The sequence below is a fragment of the Kribbella italica genome, assembly GCF_014205135.1.
GTDB classification, from domain to species: Bacteria; Actinomycetota; Actinomycetes; order Propionibacteriales; family Kribbellaceae; genus Kribbella; species Kribbella italica.
The window spans coordinates 5,166,131-5,180,797 of the sequence record NZ_JACHMY010000001.1 but is presented as its reverse complement, the minus strand read 5'-3'; the positions used below and the strand labels follow the sequence as shown (position 1 = coordinate 5,180,797).

13 protein-coding genes are annotated in these 14,667 nt (G+C 69.9%); 9 read left to right on the top strand and 4 right to left on the bottom strand.

What is annotated here, in order from left to right; genetic code table 11:
- Positions 1 to 2: 2 nt before the first annotated feature.
- Genes hppD through HDA39_RS24025 form a run of 7 tightly spaced genes read left to right on the top strand, consistent with a single transcriptional unit; the run spans position 3 to position 7,408 of the window.
- Positions 3 to 1,076 carry a 4-hydroxyphenylpyruvate dioxygenase gene (gene hppD / locus HDA39_RS24055; protein WP_184798656.1) on the top strand — a complete coding sequence of 358 codons (1,074 nt, stop codon included), beginning with the start codon at positions 3 to 5 and terminating at the stop codon, positions 1,074 to 1,076.
- Positions 1,073 to 1,981 (top strand): phytanoyl-CoA dioxygenase family protein, encoded by a 909-nt coding sequence (locus tag HDA39_RS24050; RefSeq protein ID WP_184798654.1) that lies wholly within the window; start codon positions 1,073 to 1,075, stop codon positions 1,979 to 1,981. The genes hppD and HDA39_RS24050 overlap by 4 nt, the downstream gene beginning before the upstream one ends.
- 14 nt (positions 1,982 to 1,995) lie before the next feature.
- Complete coding sequence (locus tag HDA39_RS24045; RefSeq protein WP_184798652.1) at positions 1,996 to 2,781, top strand: DUF3050 domain-containing protein; 786 nt, start codon at positions 1,996 to 1,998, stop codon at positions 2,779 to 2,781.
- A gap of 1 nt (position 2,782) precedes the next feature.
- Complete coding sequence (locus HDA39_RS24040; RefSeq protein ID WP_184798650.1) at positions 2,783 to 3,733, top strand: thiamine pyrophosphate-dependent dehydrogenase E1 component subunit alpha; 951 nt, start codon at positions 2,783 to 2,785, stop codon at positions 3,731 to 3,733.
- Positions 3,733 to 4,701: an alpha-ketoacid dehydrogenase subunit beta gene (locus tag HDA39_RS24035; RefSeq protein WP_184798648.1), complete on the top strand. Its 969-nt coding sequence runs from the start codon at positions 3,733 to 3,735 to the stop codon at positions 4,699 to 4,701. Before HDA39_RS24040 ends, HDA39_RS24035 begins: the two co-directional genes overlap by 1 nt.
- Positions 4,698 to 6,056 carry a hypothetical protein gene (locus tag HDA39_RS24030; RefSeq protein ID WP_184798646.1) on the top strand — a complete coding sequence of 453 codons (1,359 nt, stop codon included), beginning with the start codon at positions 4,698 to 4,700 and terminating at the stop codon, positions 6,054 to 6,056. Before HDA39_RS24035 ends, HDA39_RS24030 begins: the two co-directional genes overlap by 4 nt.
- The gene (locus HDA39_RS24025; RefSeq protein ID WP_184798644.1) at positions 6,047 to 7,408 is read left to right on the top strand and encodes a hypothetical protein; all 1,362 of its coding nucleotides are present in this window, start codon (positions 6,047 to 6,049) and stop codon (positions 7,406 to 7,408) included. The genes HDA39_RS24030 and HDA39_RS24025 overlap by 10 nt, the downstream gene beginning before the upstream one ends.
- A 5-nt stretch (positions 7,409 to 7,413) precedes the next feature.
- Here the strand turns inward: HDA39_RS24025 and HDA39_RS24020 are convergent, their stop codons facing one another.
- From HDA39_RS24020 to HDA39_RS24005, 4 genes are read right to left on the bottom strand one after another with little or no spacing between them, the layout of a single operon-like run.
- Complete coding sequence (locus HDA39_RS24020; RefSeq protein WP_184798642.1) at positions 7,414 to 8,394, bottom strand: methyltransferase; 981 nt, start codon at positions 8,392 to 8,394, stop codon at positions 7,414 to 7,416.
- A complete protein-coding gene (locus HDA39_RS24015; protein ID WP_184798640.1) occupies positions 8,395 to 9,096 on the bottom strand; it encodes an SGNH/GDSL hydrolase family protein in 702 nt (233 codons plus the stop codon).
- The gene (locus HDA39_RS24010) at positions 9,093 to 10,343 is read right to left on the bottom strand and encodes an MFS transporter (RefSeq protein WP_184798638.1); all 1,251 of its coding nucleotides are present in this window, start codon (positions 10,341 to 10,343) and stop codon (positions 9,093 to 9,095) included. The genes HDA39_RS24015 and HDA39_RS24010 overlap by 4 nt, the downstream gene beginning before the upstream one ends.
- The gene (locus HDA39_RS24005; RefSeq protein WP_184798636.1) at positions 10,340 to 11,893 is read right to left on the bottom strand and encodes a class I adenylate-forming enzyme family protein; all 1,554 of its coding nucleotides are present in this window, start codon (positions 11,891 to 11,893) and stop codon (positions 10,340 to 10,342) included. Before HDA39_RS24005 ends, HDA39_RS24010 begins: the two co-directional genes overlap by 4 nt.
- A gap of 193 nt (positions 11,894 to 12,086) precedes the next feature.
- On the opposite strand from HDA39_RS24005, the gene HDA39_RS24000 reads away from it, so the two are divergent.
- The gene (locus HDA39_RS24000) at positions 12,087 to 13,391 is read left to right on the top strand and encodes an SGNH/GDSL hydrolase family protein (protein ID WP_184798634.1); all 1,305 of its coding nucleotides are present in this window, start codon (positions 12,087 to 12,089) and stop codon (positions 13,389 to 13,391) included.
- A 6-nt stretch (positions 13,392 to 13,397) separates the two neighbouring features.
- On the top strand, positions 13,398 to 14,657 hold the full coding sequence (locus HDA39_RS23995; RefSeq protein WP_184798632.1) for a cytochrome P450: 1,260 nt from the start codon (positions 13,398 to 13,400) through the stop codon (positions 14,655 to 14,657).
- The last annotated feature ends 10 nt before the right edge of the window (positions 14,658 to 14,667 follow it).

The following is a 14,667-nucleotide window of genomic DNA, read 5'->3' as shown; positions in this document are numbered from 1 at the left end:
GGATGGAGATCTACGGGATCGACCATGTGGAGCTGTACGTCGGTGACGCGAAGCAGGCGGCGTTCTACCTGACGCACGCCTTCGGTCTGCAGGTGCACGGCCACGGAGGGCCGGAGACCGGGCTGGCCGATCAGCGGTCGCTGCTGCTGCGGGAGAGCGCGGTGCAGATCGTGCTCACGTCCGGGCTGTCGTCGGACCACCCGGCGGCCGAGTACGTGCAGCGGCACGGGGACGGCGTCGCGGTGGTCGGCCTGGAGGTCGACAACGCCGCCGTCGCCTACACCGAACTGCTGGGCCGCGGCGCCGAGTCGGTCGCCGAGCCCACGACGTACACCGACGAGCAGGAGACCACCGTCGTGGTCGCGGAGGTCGCGGGCTTCGGCGACGTGATCCACCGGCTGGTCGAGCGGCACGGGCCACGGCGGGAGTTCCTGCCCGGGGCGTTCCAGATCAGCGAGCCGTCGAGCGGGCCGGACGAGAAGCTGTTCAGCGAGATCGACCACCTCGCGATCTGCGTGCCGTCCGGGCAGCTGAAGCCGACCGTCGACTTCTACGAGAACGTCTTCGGCTTCCTGCCGATCTTCGACGAGTACATCGAGGTGGCCGGCCAGGGCATGGAGTCGACGGTCGTGCAGAGCCCGTCGAAGCACGTCACGTTCACGCTGATCGAGCCGGACCCGAACCGCCGGCCGGGCCAGATCAACGACTTCCTGACCTGGCACGCGGGGGCCGGCGTCCAGCACATCGCGCTGCGCACCAGCGACATCGTCGAAGCGGTCGGCACGCTGGCCGGGCGTGGCGTCAACTTCCTCGCGTCGCCGTCGACGTACTACCAGGCCCTGCCCGGACGGGTGGGTGAGGTGGAGACGCCGATCGAGGACCTGGAGAAGCTCGGCATCCTGGTCGACCGCGACCACTGGGGTCAGCTGCTGCAGATCTTCACCGAGTCGATGCACGTCCGCCGGACGCTGTTCCTGGAGATCATCGAGCGGCGCGGCGCGATGACGTTCGGCAGCGGCAACATCAAGGCGCTGTACGAGGCGAAGGAGCGCGAGCTGCAGGGGGTCGAGGTATGACCGCGCTGGAGTTCCGGCTGTCCGAGGAGGAGGTCGAGCTGCTGCCGTCCGACGAGGACGTCGCCTTCTACGCCGAGCACGGCTGGTACCTGTCGAAGAAACTGCTGACCGACGACGAGACCGACGAGCTGGTCAACGCCAGTGAGCGGTACTACGCCGGCGAGCGCGACCGGACCCTGCCCGCGGCGCCGCCGAAGCTGGCGTACTGGGACCCGTCGAAGGGCGACGTCCAGCGGCACAACGACTACGTGCACTACGAGCACGACGGCCTCGCGAAGATCCTGCGCAAGCCACTGATCGGCGCGGTCGCGGCCCGGCTGGCGCGGGTGGACGAGATCCGGATCTTCCAGTCGACGCTGATCTACAAGCCGCCGATCTCCGGCGAGCCGTCGAACATCGTGCCCTGGCACTTCGACAAGCACTACTGGTCGTCGTCGTCCTCGGAGCGGATGCTGACCGCGTTCATCCCGTTCCACGACTGCCCGCCGGAGATGGGCACGATCACGATGGTCGACGGCAGTCACCGCTGGCAGGAGATCGGCTCCGACGACACCGTGGTCCGGCACTTCGCCGAACGCGACCGGTCGCAGCTGGACCAGATGCTGACCGAGAACGCTGAGCACAACGGCGTCGAGGTGGTGAAGATCCCGGTCACCATCCCGCGCGGGCACCTGAACTTCCACCACTGCCGGACCTACCACGGCTCGGGCGCGAACGTCAGCGACCGCCCGCGCCGCGCGATCTCCCTGCACCTGCAGGACGGCGGCAACTCCTACCGGGAGTTCCCGCTGTCCGACGGAACCCTGGCGGCGTACAACCACGACGCCGTCGTCCGCCGGACACCCGACGGGCGGCCGGACTACGCCGACCCCGACTTCTGCCCCACCCTCTGGGCCGACCGCTAACAAGGAGCATTGTCATGTCACGTTACGACTGGGGTCAGACCCACCCGGGCATCGAGCGGCTGGAGAAGGCCGTCAGCGAGGCCCGCGACACGGTGGTGCAGCACCCGCTCTACGCGAACCTGGACACCCACGAGTCGCTGGTCACGTTCATGGAGCACCACGTCTTCGCGGTGTGGGACTTCATGTCGCTGCTCAAGTCGCTGCAGCGCGAGCTGACCTGCGTCACGGTGCCGTGGATCCCGACCGCGCACCCGGGCAGCCGCCGGCTGATCAACGACATCGTCATGGTCGAGGAGAGCGACGAGCTCGGTGACGGATTCATCAGCCACTTCGAGCTGTACGTCAACGGGATGAAGGAAGCCGGCGCGGACACGGCGGCGATCGAGAAGCTGATCGACCTGCTCCGCGACGGCGGCACGGTGGTCGAGTCGCTGCACGCGGCCGGCGTACCGCAGGCGTCGATCGACTTCGCCGGGACGACCTGGCAGATCATCGAGCAGGCGCCGGTGCACTGCCAGGCGGCGGCGTTCGCGTTCGGCCGCGAGGACCTGATCCCGGACATGTTCACCCAGGTGGTCGCGGTGAACGAGCGGTCGAAGAAGCTGAACACGTTCGTCGACTACCTGGAGCGGCACATCGAGGTGGACGGCGAGTTCCACACCCCGATGGCGATGCAGATGGTCGCCGACCTGTGCGGTGACGACGACACCAAGTGGGACCAGTGCGCGGACACCATCAACTCCGCCCTGGCCGCGCGCGCCCGCCTGTGGGACGCGATCCTGGCTGCGATCAAGGCCTGACATGGGCACCGTCGATCTTTACCGGACCGTGCGACTGATCCGGCGCTTCGAGGAACGGGCGATCTCCTTCGTCCGGTCCGGGGAGATCGTCGGTGGCATCCACCCGTACGTCGGGCAGGAGGCGATCGCGGCCGGCGTGTGCGCGGCGCTGCGCCCGGACGACGTGATCACCAGCACTCACCGCGGGCACGGTCACGTGCTCGCGAAGGGGGCGAACCCGGCCCGGATGCTCGCCGAGCTGATGGGCCGCGAAAGCGGGCTGAACAAGGGCCGCGGTGGCTCCATGCACGCGGCCGACTTCGGCCTGGGCATCCTCGGCGCGAACGCGATCGTCGGCGCCGCCGGGTCGATCGCGACCGGCGCCGCCTGGGCGTACCAGCGCCAGGGCAAGGACATCGTTGCCGTCAGCTTCTTCGGGGACGGCGCGATGAACGAGGGGATGTTGCTGGAGGCCTTCAACCTGGCCGCCCTCTGGCGGGTCCCGGTCGTGTTCGTCTGTGAGAACAACGGCTACGCCACCACGATGCCGGTGGAGTCAGCGGTGGCCGGCAGCATCACCGGCCGGGCCCGGGCGTTCGGGATGCCGGCCTTCACGATCGACGGCCAGGACCCGGAGAAGGTGCTGGCGGCAACCACTGCCGCCGTCGGCCGGGCCCGGTCGGGCCGGGGGCCGACGTTCCTGGAGTGCACGACGTACCGGTTCGACGCGCACCACACGTTCGAGCACCGGGCGAGGCTGAACTACCGCAGTACCGAAGAGCTCTCGACTGGGCGGTCGCGGGACCCAGTGGAGATCCAGGGCGCACGGCTGGCTGCCGAACAACGGGCGGCCGTGGATGCCGAGATCGAGGCCCTGCTCGATGCGGCGGCCGGGATCGCGATGGGTTCCGCCCATCCCGACCCGGCTGCCGCGCTCGAGTTCTTGTACGCCTCTGCGGAGGTGATGCGCTGATGCCGAAACTGTCGTACCTGAAGGCTTTGAACCGGGCGCTCGGCGACGAACTGGCCTCCGACGAGTCGGTGTTCGTGCTCGGCGAGGACGTCCGCGTGGCGGCCTCGAACCTGACCGCCGGGCTGTTCGACCGGTTCGGGCCGGAGCGGGTGCTGGACACGCCGCTGTCGGAGCAGGCGTTCACGAACTTCGCGACCGGGGCCGCGCTGGCCGGGTTGCGGCCGGTGATCGAGTTCCAGATCCCGTCGCTGCTGTTCCTGGTGTTCGAGCAGATCGCGAACCAGGCGCACAAGTTCTCGCTGATGACCGGTGGGCAGTGCCAGGTGCCGGTCACGTACGTCGTCCCGGGGTCGGGATCGCGGACGGGTTGGGCCGGTCAGCACTCGGACCATCCCTACAGCCTGTTCGCGCACGTGGGGGTGAAGACGGTGGTCCCGTCGTGCCCGGCCGATGCGTACGGGTTGTTGCTGTCGGCGATCCGGGACAACGATCCGGTGGTGGTCTTCGCGCCGGCGGGAGCGTTGGGGATCCGGGACGACGTCGAGTACGCCGACCTGAAGGCCGTGCCGTTGGGCGTCGGGCAGGTCGTGCGCGAGGGATCCGACGTGACTGTCGTTGCCCTGGGCCACTTGGTACAGGAGGCGCTGGCGGTCGCCGACGAGTTGCCGGGGCAGGTCGAGGTCTTCGACCCGCGGACGGTCTACCCGCTGGACGTCGACGGGCTTGCCGCGTCGGTCGCGAAGACTCGGCGGCTGGTGGTGATCGACGACTCGAACCGGACCAGCGGGTTCGCCGCGGAGGTGCTCGCGGTCGCGGCCGAGCGCTTCGACCTGGTCGTGCCGCCGCGGCGCGTGACGCGGCCGGACGGCGCGGTGCTGCCGTTCGCGCTGGCGCTCGATCGCGCGGTGCAGCCGGGGCGGGACCACCTGGTGGCCGCGATTCACGCCGTACTGAAGGGGGATCAGTGACTCGACGACCGTCGGCCGCCGAGTTGTGGCCGGAGCTGCCGGAGCCGGTGCGGGCGAAATTGCTTGCCTACGGCCACAAGTACTGGGAGCAGATCTACCACGACGTCGCGCTGCAGAACCAGAACTGGATCCCGCTGCGGTCCCCGGTGGCCACCCACGCGGCGTACGACGAGATGAACCGTGTCACCCAGCAGGTGTCGCGGCTCGTCCTGGAGTGCTGCCGGCGACGCGCGCGGACGGCGGGGGAGCTGCGCAAGCTGCTCGGCGTACCGGAGGACCGGATCCAGCTGCTCGACGACAGCGAGCCGCTGACCGGGCGGCTGATCAACGCGATCCGCTCCGACCTGCTGCTCGAACGCGGCGTCCCGCGGATGGTCGAGTGCAACGTGGAGAGCGCGCTCGGTGGCGTGCTGGACGCGGACGGCGTGATCAAACGCTGGATGGAGGCGTACGCCGAGGAGCCGATGTTCCGCGACCTGAAGGCCGCGGCGCCGCCGTCGGCGGTCGACGCGCGGTTCGACGCGATCCGGGCCGACGTCGGGCCGGGCAAGGTGACGGCGATGCTGTTCACCGCGGGCGGCGGCTACCCGGGTGCGGACCGGCCGAACTACATGATCAACCGGCTGCAACCCTTCGCCGACCGGGGGCGTGAGCTCGGGGTCGACCTGATCGTCTACCCGATCGAGTGGCTCGAACAGGACAGCCAGGGACGGTTGGTCGCCGGGGAGCTGACGCTGGACGCGGTCTGGCGGATGTACGTCCCGACGTACGTGAACGACAGCCCGGGGCTGGCCGCCGTACGGGATGCGCACGAGGCCGGGACGTTCCGGATGTACCTGCCGAGCGCGGTCTGGCTGCTGAGCAACAAGACGATCTTCGCGTGGCTGTGGGACGACCTGGGCAGCCTGCCCGACGAGGACGCCGAGGTGATCCGCGCGCACATCCCGCGGACCTGGGTGTACGGGCCGGAGCTGCGGCAGCGCGCGATCGACGACCGGGAGCGGCTCGTGCTCAAGCCGACCGACGACTACGGCGGGCACGGGGTGTTCATCGGCCCGCTCACCTCCGACGAGGACTGGGTGGCCGCACTCGACGCCGCCGCCGGGCCGCACATCCTCCAGGAACTGATCGAGGCGGACCCGCTGACCATGCAGTTCCTCCAGCCGGCGAGCGGTGACGTCGTCGAGGCCGAGGTCTCGTACTGCGTGTCGACGTACCTGTTCGACCGCATCCCCGCGGGTGTCTTCACCCGCTTCTCGCCACCCGGAGCCGGTGGCGTCGTGAACCTCACCCAGGGCGCGCTGACCGGCGGTCTGCTGCTCGTGGACGAAACGGAGCTGAAGCGATGGACCTGAGCTACGACTGGCGGACCGAGCCGTTCGACGCGTGGGAGAAGGTGCCCCAGGCAACACGCGAGAAGGTGATTGTCGCCGGCCACGAGGACTGGAAGCGCGTCTTCGACCGGGTGCTCACCTTCAACCGGTCCTGGCGGCCGCTGCGCCCGGTGCTGATCGACCGCGGCCGGTACGACGAGCTGGGCCGCGTGATGGACCGCCTGATCGGGCTGGTCCTGGAGACCGCGTTGCGCCGGGCAACCACTGCCGGTGAGCTGCGGAAGTTGCTCGGGACACCGGACGGGCTGATCGAGTACCTGGACGACGACGAACTGCTCGGTGAGCACCTGCTGCAGTCCGGGCGGCCCGACGTACTGATCAGTGAGGGGATCCCGAAGTTCGTCGAGTTCAACCTCGGCAGCGAGGTCGGGTGCGTGTGGGACACCGAGGGAGTGTCGACGCGGTTCCTGGAGATGTGGCGCGGGCACGGGCTCGACTCGTTGCTCGCGGTCGACGCGCCGCCGTCGCCGGTCGACCAGCGGTACCGGGCGATCGTCGACCTGCTCGGGCTGGAGCCCGGGAGCCGGCTGACGATGGTGCTGCGGACCGAGGGCGAGTACCCGGGCAGCGACAACATCCCGGCGATCCTCAAGCTGCTCGACCCGTTCATCGAGCGCGGCAAGGCGTTCGGGCTGGACGTCGACGTGGCGCCGGTGCACTGGCTGTCGAGCGACTCTGACGGCCGGCTGGTCAACCAGGGCCGGTTGGTCGAGTCGGTGTTCCGGCTCTTCGTCTGCACGGACATGCCGCAGAACGAAGGACAGGCGGCGCTGAAGGCCGCGGTCTCCTCCGGCCAGTCGCGGCTGTTCACGTCGTCGGCGGGCTGGTTGCTGGCGAACAAGCTGCTGCTGGCCTGGCTGTGGGACGACCTGGACCTGCTCAGCCCTGACGACCAGGTCCTGGTCCGGCGGCACATCCCGTGGAGCCGGGTGATGACTCCGGAACTGGTCGAGGCCGCGACCGATCGGCAGGCGGAGCTGGTGCTCAAGCCGGCCGACGAGTACGGCGGGTCCGGCGTACTCGTCGGGCACGAGTGTCCGGTCGACGAGTGGCGGGCCGGGTTGGCGGAGGCCGTGGCCGGGAATGGGTCGTTCCTGCTGCAGGACTACGTGCGGCCGGACCGGCTGACGATGGACTTCGTCCACGTGGAGACCGGGGAGCAGTTGCAGGCCGAGGTGCCGTACTCGGTCGGGCAGTACACGTTCGGGCGGCAGGCGGCCGGGTGCTTCCTGCGGGTCGGGTCGCACGAGCACGGTGAGGTGCTGAACCTCAAGCGGGCCGTGCACGTGACCGGCCCGCTCCTGGTCGAATGACGTGGTCAGGCCGTGTACTCGAGGGCGCGTGGTCCCGCCGGTGGGGTGTGGATGCCGGTACGGCGCAGGCCGGCCGCGGCCGCCAGTTCGTCGTACTGGGCGAGTGTGCGTTCGCGGCCGTGTCCGAGCACCAGGACGATCAGGTCCATCGCGGTGAAGGCCGCCTGATGGGTGTCGGCCGCCTCGGCGACGAAGACCGAGCCGCCGGGCCGGAGGGCCTGGCGGCAGCGGGTCAGGACGTCGACCGCCTGGTCGTCCTCGAACGAGTGCAGCAGCATCCGGAGCAGGAACGCGTCGGCCGTCGGCAGCTCCAGCTCCAGCACGTTGCCGGCGAGGACGTCGCAGCGGCCGGTCAGGCCGGCCTGCTCGAACCGCTGCCGGGCGGCGTCGACGCTGGTGGGCAGCTCGACCAGCGTGCCGTGCATCTCCGGGGTGGCCGCGAGGATCGCCGCCAGCTGGACGCCGGTGCCGCCGCCGACGTCGACCAGGTGCTCGAACCGGCTCCAGCCGATCGCGCGGACCAGCAGCACCGCCTCGTTGCGGGTGTTGGCCTCCATCAGCTGGTCGTACGACGCGGCGGCCGTCGCGTCGAGGCTGGTCTTGTTGGCGGCGGTCTCCGGTCCTCCTCGTCTGGTGATGCCGAGCAGGTCGAGGTGGGCGCGGTCCATCGTCGCGCCGTACCCGGTCTGGTCGAGCCAGCGGCGGGCCGCGCTCGGATCGTCGTCGAGCAGCCAGCGCGCGGTCTCGCCCAGCGCGAAGCGGTCGCCGCCTGCTTCGGCCACTTCGAAGACCCCGCGGGCCGCCAGGTAGCGCAGCACGCGCCCGAGGGCGTCCGCGTCGGCGTTCGTGGCGAGGGCCAGGTCCTTGAGGTCCTTCGGTCCTTCCGCGAGGTGGTCGGCAATGCGCAGAGTCGCGACGGTCCGTAACGCCATCGGGGTGACCAGGTCGGTCATCGCCCAGAATTCGAGCAGTCCGAGGTGTGTCATTCAGCGGCCTCTCTGCGTTGTTTCTTTGTCTTTTGTCGAATTGCGCTTCTGCGCGCCCAAAAGGCGAATTGTTTCGGCGGTGGCGACGGCGTCGCTGCGCGCATTTCCGTGCCGCCCGTCGCTGGAATACAGTCCGGGGTCGGTGGACAGCGCGTGCGTGGTCAGGTGCACGTGGATCGTGCCGTGCTCCCCGGCCAGCGCGCGGGTCCTTTCGGACAGCAGCCGCATGCGCTGGTGCAGGCCCGGGCGGAGCCAGCCCTGGATGGCCGGGCTGGCCGAGACGTCGAACATGCCGAGCGTGATCACGTCCGCTCCCGCCGCCTGCAGCGCGGTGATCATCGCGGTCAGCTCGCGGTCGACCCGGTCGGCGTCGTACCGGGCACTGAAGGCGTCGTTGCCGCCACCGACCACGAGGGCCAGGTCGGGCTGGAACGCCAGCGCTGGGGTCAGCTGGGTGGCGTGGATCTCGTGGGCTCTGAGGCCGCTGACGCCCAGGTTGAGGTAGTCGAGGCCCGGCGCTGCGGCGGTCAGCTCTGCGGCGAGGCGGTCGGCCCACTGGAGGTCGCTGTAGCCCTCGAGCGGTTCGCAGAGGCCCTCCGCGACGCTGTCACCCAGTACGACGAAGCGGCGCCAGGGGTGGCCGGCCAGGAGCTCGGCACTCTCGCCGGGGCGGAGGCAGTAGGGGTCGGTGTCCTCGGTCAAGCGGGCTCCTCCTCTGGCTTGCGGCTGCCGCTGAACTGCGGTGCTGCGTCGGGACGGCGGTAGAGCTGGACGACGGGGATGAGGGTGGCGAGCAGGAAGAGGCCGCCGGAGAGGAGGAGGGCCGGGCGCAGTCCGAGCGCCGAGGCGCTCCAGCCGCCGAGCAGGCTGCCGACAGGGATGCCGGCGAAGGTCATCGCGCCGATCACGCCGAACACGCGGGTCTGGAGGGCCGGCGGGACCCGCCCGAAGAGGGTGGCGCCGATGACCGGGTTGAGCGAGGCGTTGGCGATCCCGCAGAGGAAGCTGACCGACACCACGAGCCAGACCGTGTCCGACAGCCCCATGGTCAGCAGGCGTGGCGCCCCGCCGACCAGAGCCCCGATGACGAACGCCCGGTACGGCGGGATGCGGTCGGCGTACACGGTGAAGATCACGTTCCCGAGCAGCGCGCCACCGGCGAACCCACCGAACAGCAGCCCCAGCACGACCGGCGACCCGACCACCTCCTCCACCCACAACGGCGTGTAGACCGCCGCACTGGCCTGCCCGAACACGTTGATGGCGAAGGTCATCAACATCATCCCGATCAGCACCTGATCCCCCCGAAGGAAGGTGAAGCCGCCGCGCAGAGCGGTCCAGTACGGCTCAGTCTTCGGTTGCTCCTCGGCCGGTGCTTCAGCCGGCAGGTGGACCAGGGTTGCGACCAGCACCGCACACGCGACGAAGCTGAAGGCGTCTGCCCAGAGGGCTCCGTGGGTGCCCAATAGGGCGATGAGGAGGCCGCCCAGTGGAGCCCCGACCAGGGTGGCTGCGCGGCTCAGGCCCTCGTACAGGGAGGTGATGCGGAGCATCGACACCTCGCACTGCTCGGCCAGTGGGCGGAGCATCACGTGCTTCACCCGGTCGCCGATGCCCCGGAGGGAGCCTCCGACGGCGACCAGGAGGGCCAGTTCGAGGAACGACGTGCCGGGGAGAAGGATGATCGCGATCAGCGCCAGGGCGCTGCCGGTGTCGGCGATGATCGACGTGCGGCGGTGGCCGAGGCGGTCGGCGACGGGTGCGGCCAGGACCCCGGTGAGCGCGTACGGGAGCATCTCGCAGGCGGCGATCACGCCCATCTTCGCGGCGCTGCCGGTGCTGGTCAGGACCAGCCAGGGGATCGCGACGGCCGACACCCGGGTGCCCAGGGCGGACAGGATGTCCGCGGTGAACAGGCTGATCAGCGCTGCCCGAGGCGACGGCTTCATGTCGCGTGCCGGGCGCGCAGGGCGACCTTGTCGACCTTGTGGGCCGACGTCAGAGGCAGCTCGTCGAGCCACTCGATCGACCGCGGCACCCACATGTCGTTGAACTCGTCCCGGACGGCTTCCCGCAGGTCAGCGGCGTCCAGCAACGCTCCGGCGTACCGGACGACGTACGCGTGCGGCACCTCACCGAACTCCTCGTCCGGTACGCCGACCACTGCCGCCGCCCGCACCCCAGGCTGCGCCTGCAGGAGGTCCTCGATCGGCCGGCAGTAGACGTTCCAGTTGCTCGCCCCGGTGACGATCGTGTCCTGCACCCGGTCGACGACGTACAGGTACCCGTCGGTGTCCAGGTAGCCCAGGTCACCCGTCCGCACCCACCCGTCGACGATGGCCCGCTCGGTCAGGTCCGGCCGCCCCCAGTAGCCCGCGAACCGCAGCTTGCTGGTGGCGTAGATCTCCCCGGTCTCACCAGCCTGCAGGGGGTGTCCGTCAGCGCCGCGGATCTCCACCCGCACGTCCCCGTACGGCGTACCGGACGACCGCAGCCGCTCCGGGTGCTCCGGGTCCTCCGTGAGCCCCGGCTGTGCCGTGACGACGATGACCTCGCTCAGCCCGTACACGATCCGCAGGACCGGCCCGAACCGCGCGATGGCCTGCCGCAGCCGCGACGGCGCCGCCGGTCCGGCCCCGACGTTCAGCATGAACATGCTGGTCACGTCGGTCGTGGCCAGGTCCGGGTGGTCGAGCAGCTGGTAGAGCAGCGGCGGTGACACGTACGTCGAGTTGATCCGCTCGCGCTGGATCGTGGCCAGCGCCCGGCCGGCGTCCCACTGGTCCTCGACGTACAGCACGCCGCCCTGGAACAGGTTGAAGAACGTGGTGATCTGACCGCTCGCGAACGCCATCGGCGAGTGCGACAGGTGCCGCAGCACCGGCAGCCCGGCGGCCAGGTAGTCCGCGGCCAGGGTCAGGATCTGCTCGTAGAACGCCTGCCGGTGGTGCACCAGCTTCGGCTCGCCGGTCGTCCCGCTGGTCTGCAGGCAGGTGGCCGGCTCGGCGTCGCCGTCCTCGGCAGTGAAGGCTCCAGCCGGCGGTTGCAGCAGGTCCGGGCCGAGCCCACCAGGACCCAGGCAGTGCACCGGTACGCCGAGCTGTACGGCCAGCCGCTCGCCCAGCACGGCCTTGCTCGTCGGGTCGTAGACGAACACGTCCGGCGCGGACAGCCGCGCGAACGCCTCGATCTCCCGGCGCCCGGCGATCGGTGCGATCCACATGCTCCGCGCACCGACCAGGTGCAGGGCCAGCTGGAGTGCGGGCAGCTCCAGCGTGTTCCCGGCCAGCACCAGGACGCCGGTGCCCGGACCGACGCCGCGCTCCTGCAGCGACGCGGCCAGGTCGAGCACCTGGGCCCGGAGCCCGGCGTAGCTCAGCCGGCGGTCCCCGGCGACGATCGCGGGCCGCTCGCCGTACGCGGCGAACAGGCCGAGCGCGGTCACCACGTAGGAATCGGAATGCTCCAGGTTTTCGCCCACCACGAGATCGACCGACATGGCACCCCACCCTTCTCGATCCGGGCAGGACTGTACTTGGCGAATTAGCGCGCGGCCAGGTTTCAGGTGAATTCAAGTGGCCGATTAAAAGTATCCGTTGACGTTACAGCTTTCCGGAACTAGGTTTCCGACACCGCCACTCGCGCCGGGTATTTCTGGCCCCGCGCGCTTCAACCCAATGGGGGGTTGTTCCATGCGCATTCCCAGTACCGTCCGAACGGCCGCGCTCGCCGCCGCCGTCTCGCTGGCCGGATCAGCTCTGGTCTTCACCGGATCCGAGGCCCAGAGCACCAGCTCGTCGTCGTACGGCGGCCAGGGGGGCAAGTCCACGTGGGTCGGCAGCTGGTCGGCCGGCATCACCCGGCCCGAGGCCGCCGGCTTCAGCGCCACCGGCCTGACCGACCAGAGCGCCCGGTACGTCGTCCGCCCGTCGGTCGGCGGGGACAAGGTCCGGATCCGGTTCACCAACATCTACGGCGACCGGCCGGTGCAGATCGGCGGCGCGACCGTCGCCAAGGCGAACGCCGCCACGCCGGCGATGTCCGACCTCGACCCGGCCTCGAAGCGCACGCTGACCTTCGGCGGCAAGACGACCGCCACCATGAACAAGGGTGCCGAGCTGCTCAGCGACCCGGTCAACCTGCGCGTTCCCGACCTGGCCACGCTGGTGATCAGCGTCTACTACCCGACCGCGACCGGCCCGACCTCCTGGCACGCGCAGACGTTCCAGGAGAACTACTTCGGTCCCGGCAACCTGACCAACGAGACCGCCGGTACGGCGTACACGACCACCCGGCCCTGCTGCTGGACGTTCCTGTCCGGTGTCGACGTGCAGACCTCCGACGCCGACGGCGCGGTCGTCGTACTCGGCGACTCGATCGCGGAGGGCGTCGGCAGTACGGCGAACGCGAACAACCGCTGGCCCGACCAGCTCGCCGAGCGGCTGGCCGCCGACCACCGGCGCGGCACGGCCGGCGTCCTGAACGTCGGCCTGTCCGGCAGCCGGCTGAACCGCGACGGCACCGAGCCGATCCTGGGCTCGCCCGGGTTCGAGCAGCTCGGCCTGAACGCGCTGGCCCGGCTGAACGAGGACGTCCTGGCCCAGACCAGGCCGGAGACCGTGATCACCCACCTCGGGATCAACGACCTGTGGATGAACGGCGCGTCCGCCGACCAGATCATCGCGCAGCTGCAGCAGGTCAACGCGCAGCTGAAGGAGCGCGGGATCCGCAGCCTCGGCGCGACCATCACGCCGTACGAGGGCTTCACCACGCCCGGCGGCTGGACCGCGGAGAAGGAGACGAACCGCCAGGCGGTGAACTCCTGGCTGCGCAACTCGCACACCTTCGACGGCGTGATCGACTTCGACCGGGTGCTCCGCGACCCCGCGGCGCCGAGCAAGCTGAACGCCGCGTACGACTCCGGCGACCACATCCACCCGAACGACGCCGGCTACCAGGCGATGGCGAACTCGATCCCGCTGCAGCTGGTCCGGTGAGTTGAGATGACCACCGCCGCCCAGGTGCTGCAAGGACTGTTCAGCGCAGAAGGTCTCGAGGACCCCTATCGGTACTACGCCGATCTGCGAAGGCACGGTCCCGTCTCCCTCATCGGGGGCAGCGGCCCCTACGCGGCGGTGGTCACCGGGTACGACGCGGTGAACCAGGTGCTGCGGGACCCGCGGGTGCGCGTCACCGACGACGCGTTCGCGGACTCGCACGGTGGTGCGGCCTGGCGGGAGCATCCGCTGCTGGCCGCGCTCAACAACTCGATGATGTACAGCAACGGCGAGCGGCACGTGCGGGCCCGGCGCCTGTTCCAGCAGGTGTTCACGCCGCGGCGGGTGCAGGAGCTGGAGCCGGCGATGGTCGCGCAGATCTCGTCGCTGATCGACGGGCTGGAGGCTCGATTGCTGGCCGACGGGGAGGCGGACTTCATGGCGGAGTTCGCCTACCTGCTGCCGAGCTCGGTGGTCGCGGCGCTGCTCGGGATCCCGGCGGAGGATCTGGCGTGGTTCAGGCCGCGGGTGCAGCGGATCAACGAGTTCCTGGACGTGACGGGGAAGACCGCGGAGGTCCTGGCCCGTGCGGACGAGGCGACGGTCGAGCTGAGTTCCTACTACCGTCGGTTGATCGCCGTACGGCGTACTGAGCCGGCCGACGACCTGATCAGCCAGTTGGTTGCCGAGGACACCGATGTGACGGACGAGGAGCTGGTCTGCAACCTGCTGGTCCTCTTCAACGCCAGCTTCGTCACGACGATCCACCTGCTGGGCAACGGGTTGTCGTTGCTGCTGGCCCACCCCGAGCTCCGCTCGGCCCCGATGGGACCGTTCGTCGAAGAGGTGCTCCGCTACGAGTCGCCGGTCCAGTACGTCGCCCGCTACGCCGACGACGTGATCGAGATCGCCGGGACGACGATCCCGCCGAAGGAGGTGGTCCTGGTGATGCTGGGCGCCGCCAACCGCGACCCGGAGAGCTATCCGGAGGCAGACCGCTTCGACCCGACACGGTTCGCAGCTGACCCGATCGTCTCGACAGCCGAGAGAAGAGCTTCTCAAGGGAGTGTTCGTCCGTTGAGCTTTGGAGCTGGTCCGCACTTCTGTCTCGGGGCTGCGCTGGCTCGGGCCGAGGCGCAGTTGGCGTTTCCGTTGTTGATGTCGCGGCTACCAGGGCTCCGGGCGGCGCGGGCGCCGGTGAGGTACCCGCAGCAGTTCCTTCGGGGGTTCGAGTCGATGCCAGTGGAGGTGGGCGATGCCCCTTGACCCGCAGGTG

What these genes read in the sequence shown, in the direction of transcription:
- HDA39_RS24010 (WP_184798638.1), bottom strand. Translation starts at nt 10,343, where the DNA reads ATGAAGCCGTCGCCTCGGGCAGCGCTGATCAGCCTGTTCACCGCGGAC.
- hppD (WP_184798656.1), top strand. Translation starts at nt 3, where the DNA reads ATGGAGATCTACGGGATCGACCATGTGGAGCTGTACGTCGGTGACGCG.
- HDA39_RS24035 (WP_184798648.1), top strand. Translation starts at nt 3,733, where the DNA reads ATGCCGAAACTGTCGTACCTGAAGGCTTTGAACCGGGCGCTCGGCGAC.
- HDA39_RS24000 (WP_184798634.1), top strand. Translation starts at nt 12,087, where the DNA reads ATGCGCATTCCCAGTACCGTCCGAACGGCCGCGCTCGCCGCCGCCGTC.
- HDA39_RS23995 (WP_184798632.1), top strand. Translation starts at nt 13,398, where the DNA reads ATGACCACCGCCGCCCAGGTGCTGCAAGGACTGTTCAGCGCAGAAGGT.
- HDA39_RS24050 (WP_184798654.1), top strand. Translation starts at nt 1,073, where the DNA reads ATGACCGCGCTGGAGTTCCGGCTGTCCGAGGAGGAGGTCGAGCTGCTG.
- HDA39_RS24045 (WP_184798652.1), top strand. Translation starts at nt 1,996, where the DNA reads ATGTCACGTTACGACTGGGGTCAGACCCACCCGGGCATCGAGCGGCTG.
- HDA39_RS24005 (WP_184798636.1), bottom strand. Translation starts at nt 11,893, where the DNA reads ATGTCGGTCGATCTCGTGGTGGGCGAAAACCTGGAGCATTCCGATTCC.
- HDA39_RS24025 (WP_184798644.1), top strand. Translation starts at nt 6,047, where the DNA reads ATGGACCTGAGCTACGACTGGCGGACCGAGCCGTTCGACGCGTGGGAG.
- HDA39_RS24040 (WP_184798650.1), top strand. Translation starts at nt 2,783, where the DNA reads ATGGGCACCGTCGATCTTTACCGGACCGTGCGACTGATCCGGCGCTTC.
- HDA39_RS24020 (WP_184798642.1), bottom strand. Translation starts at nt 8,394, where the DNA reads ATGACACACCTCGGACTGCTCGAATTCTGGGCGATGACCGACCTGGTC.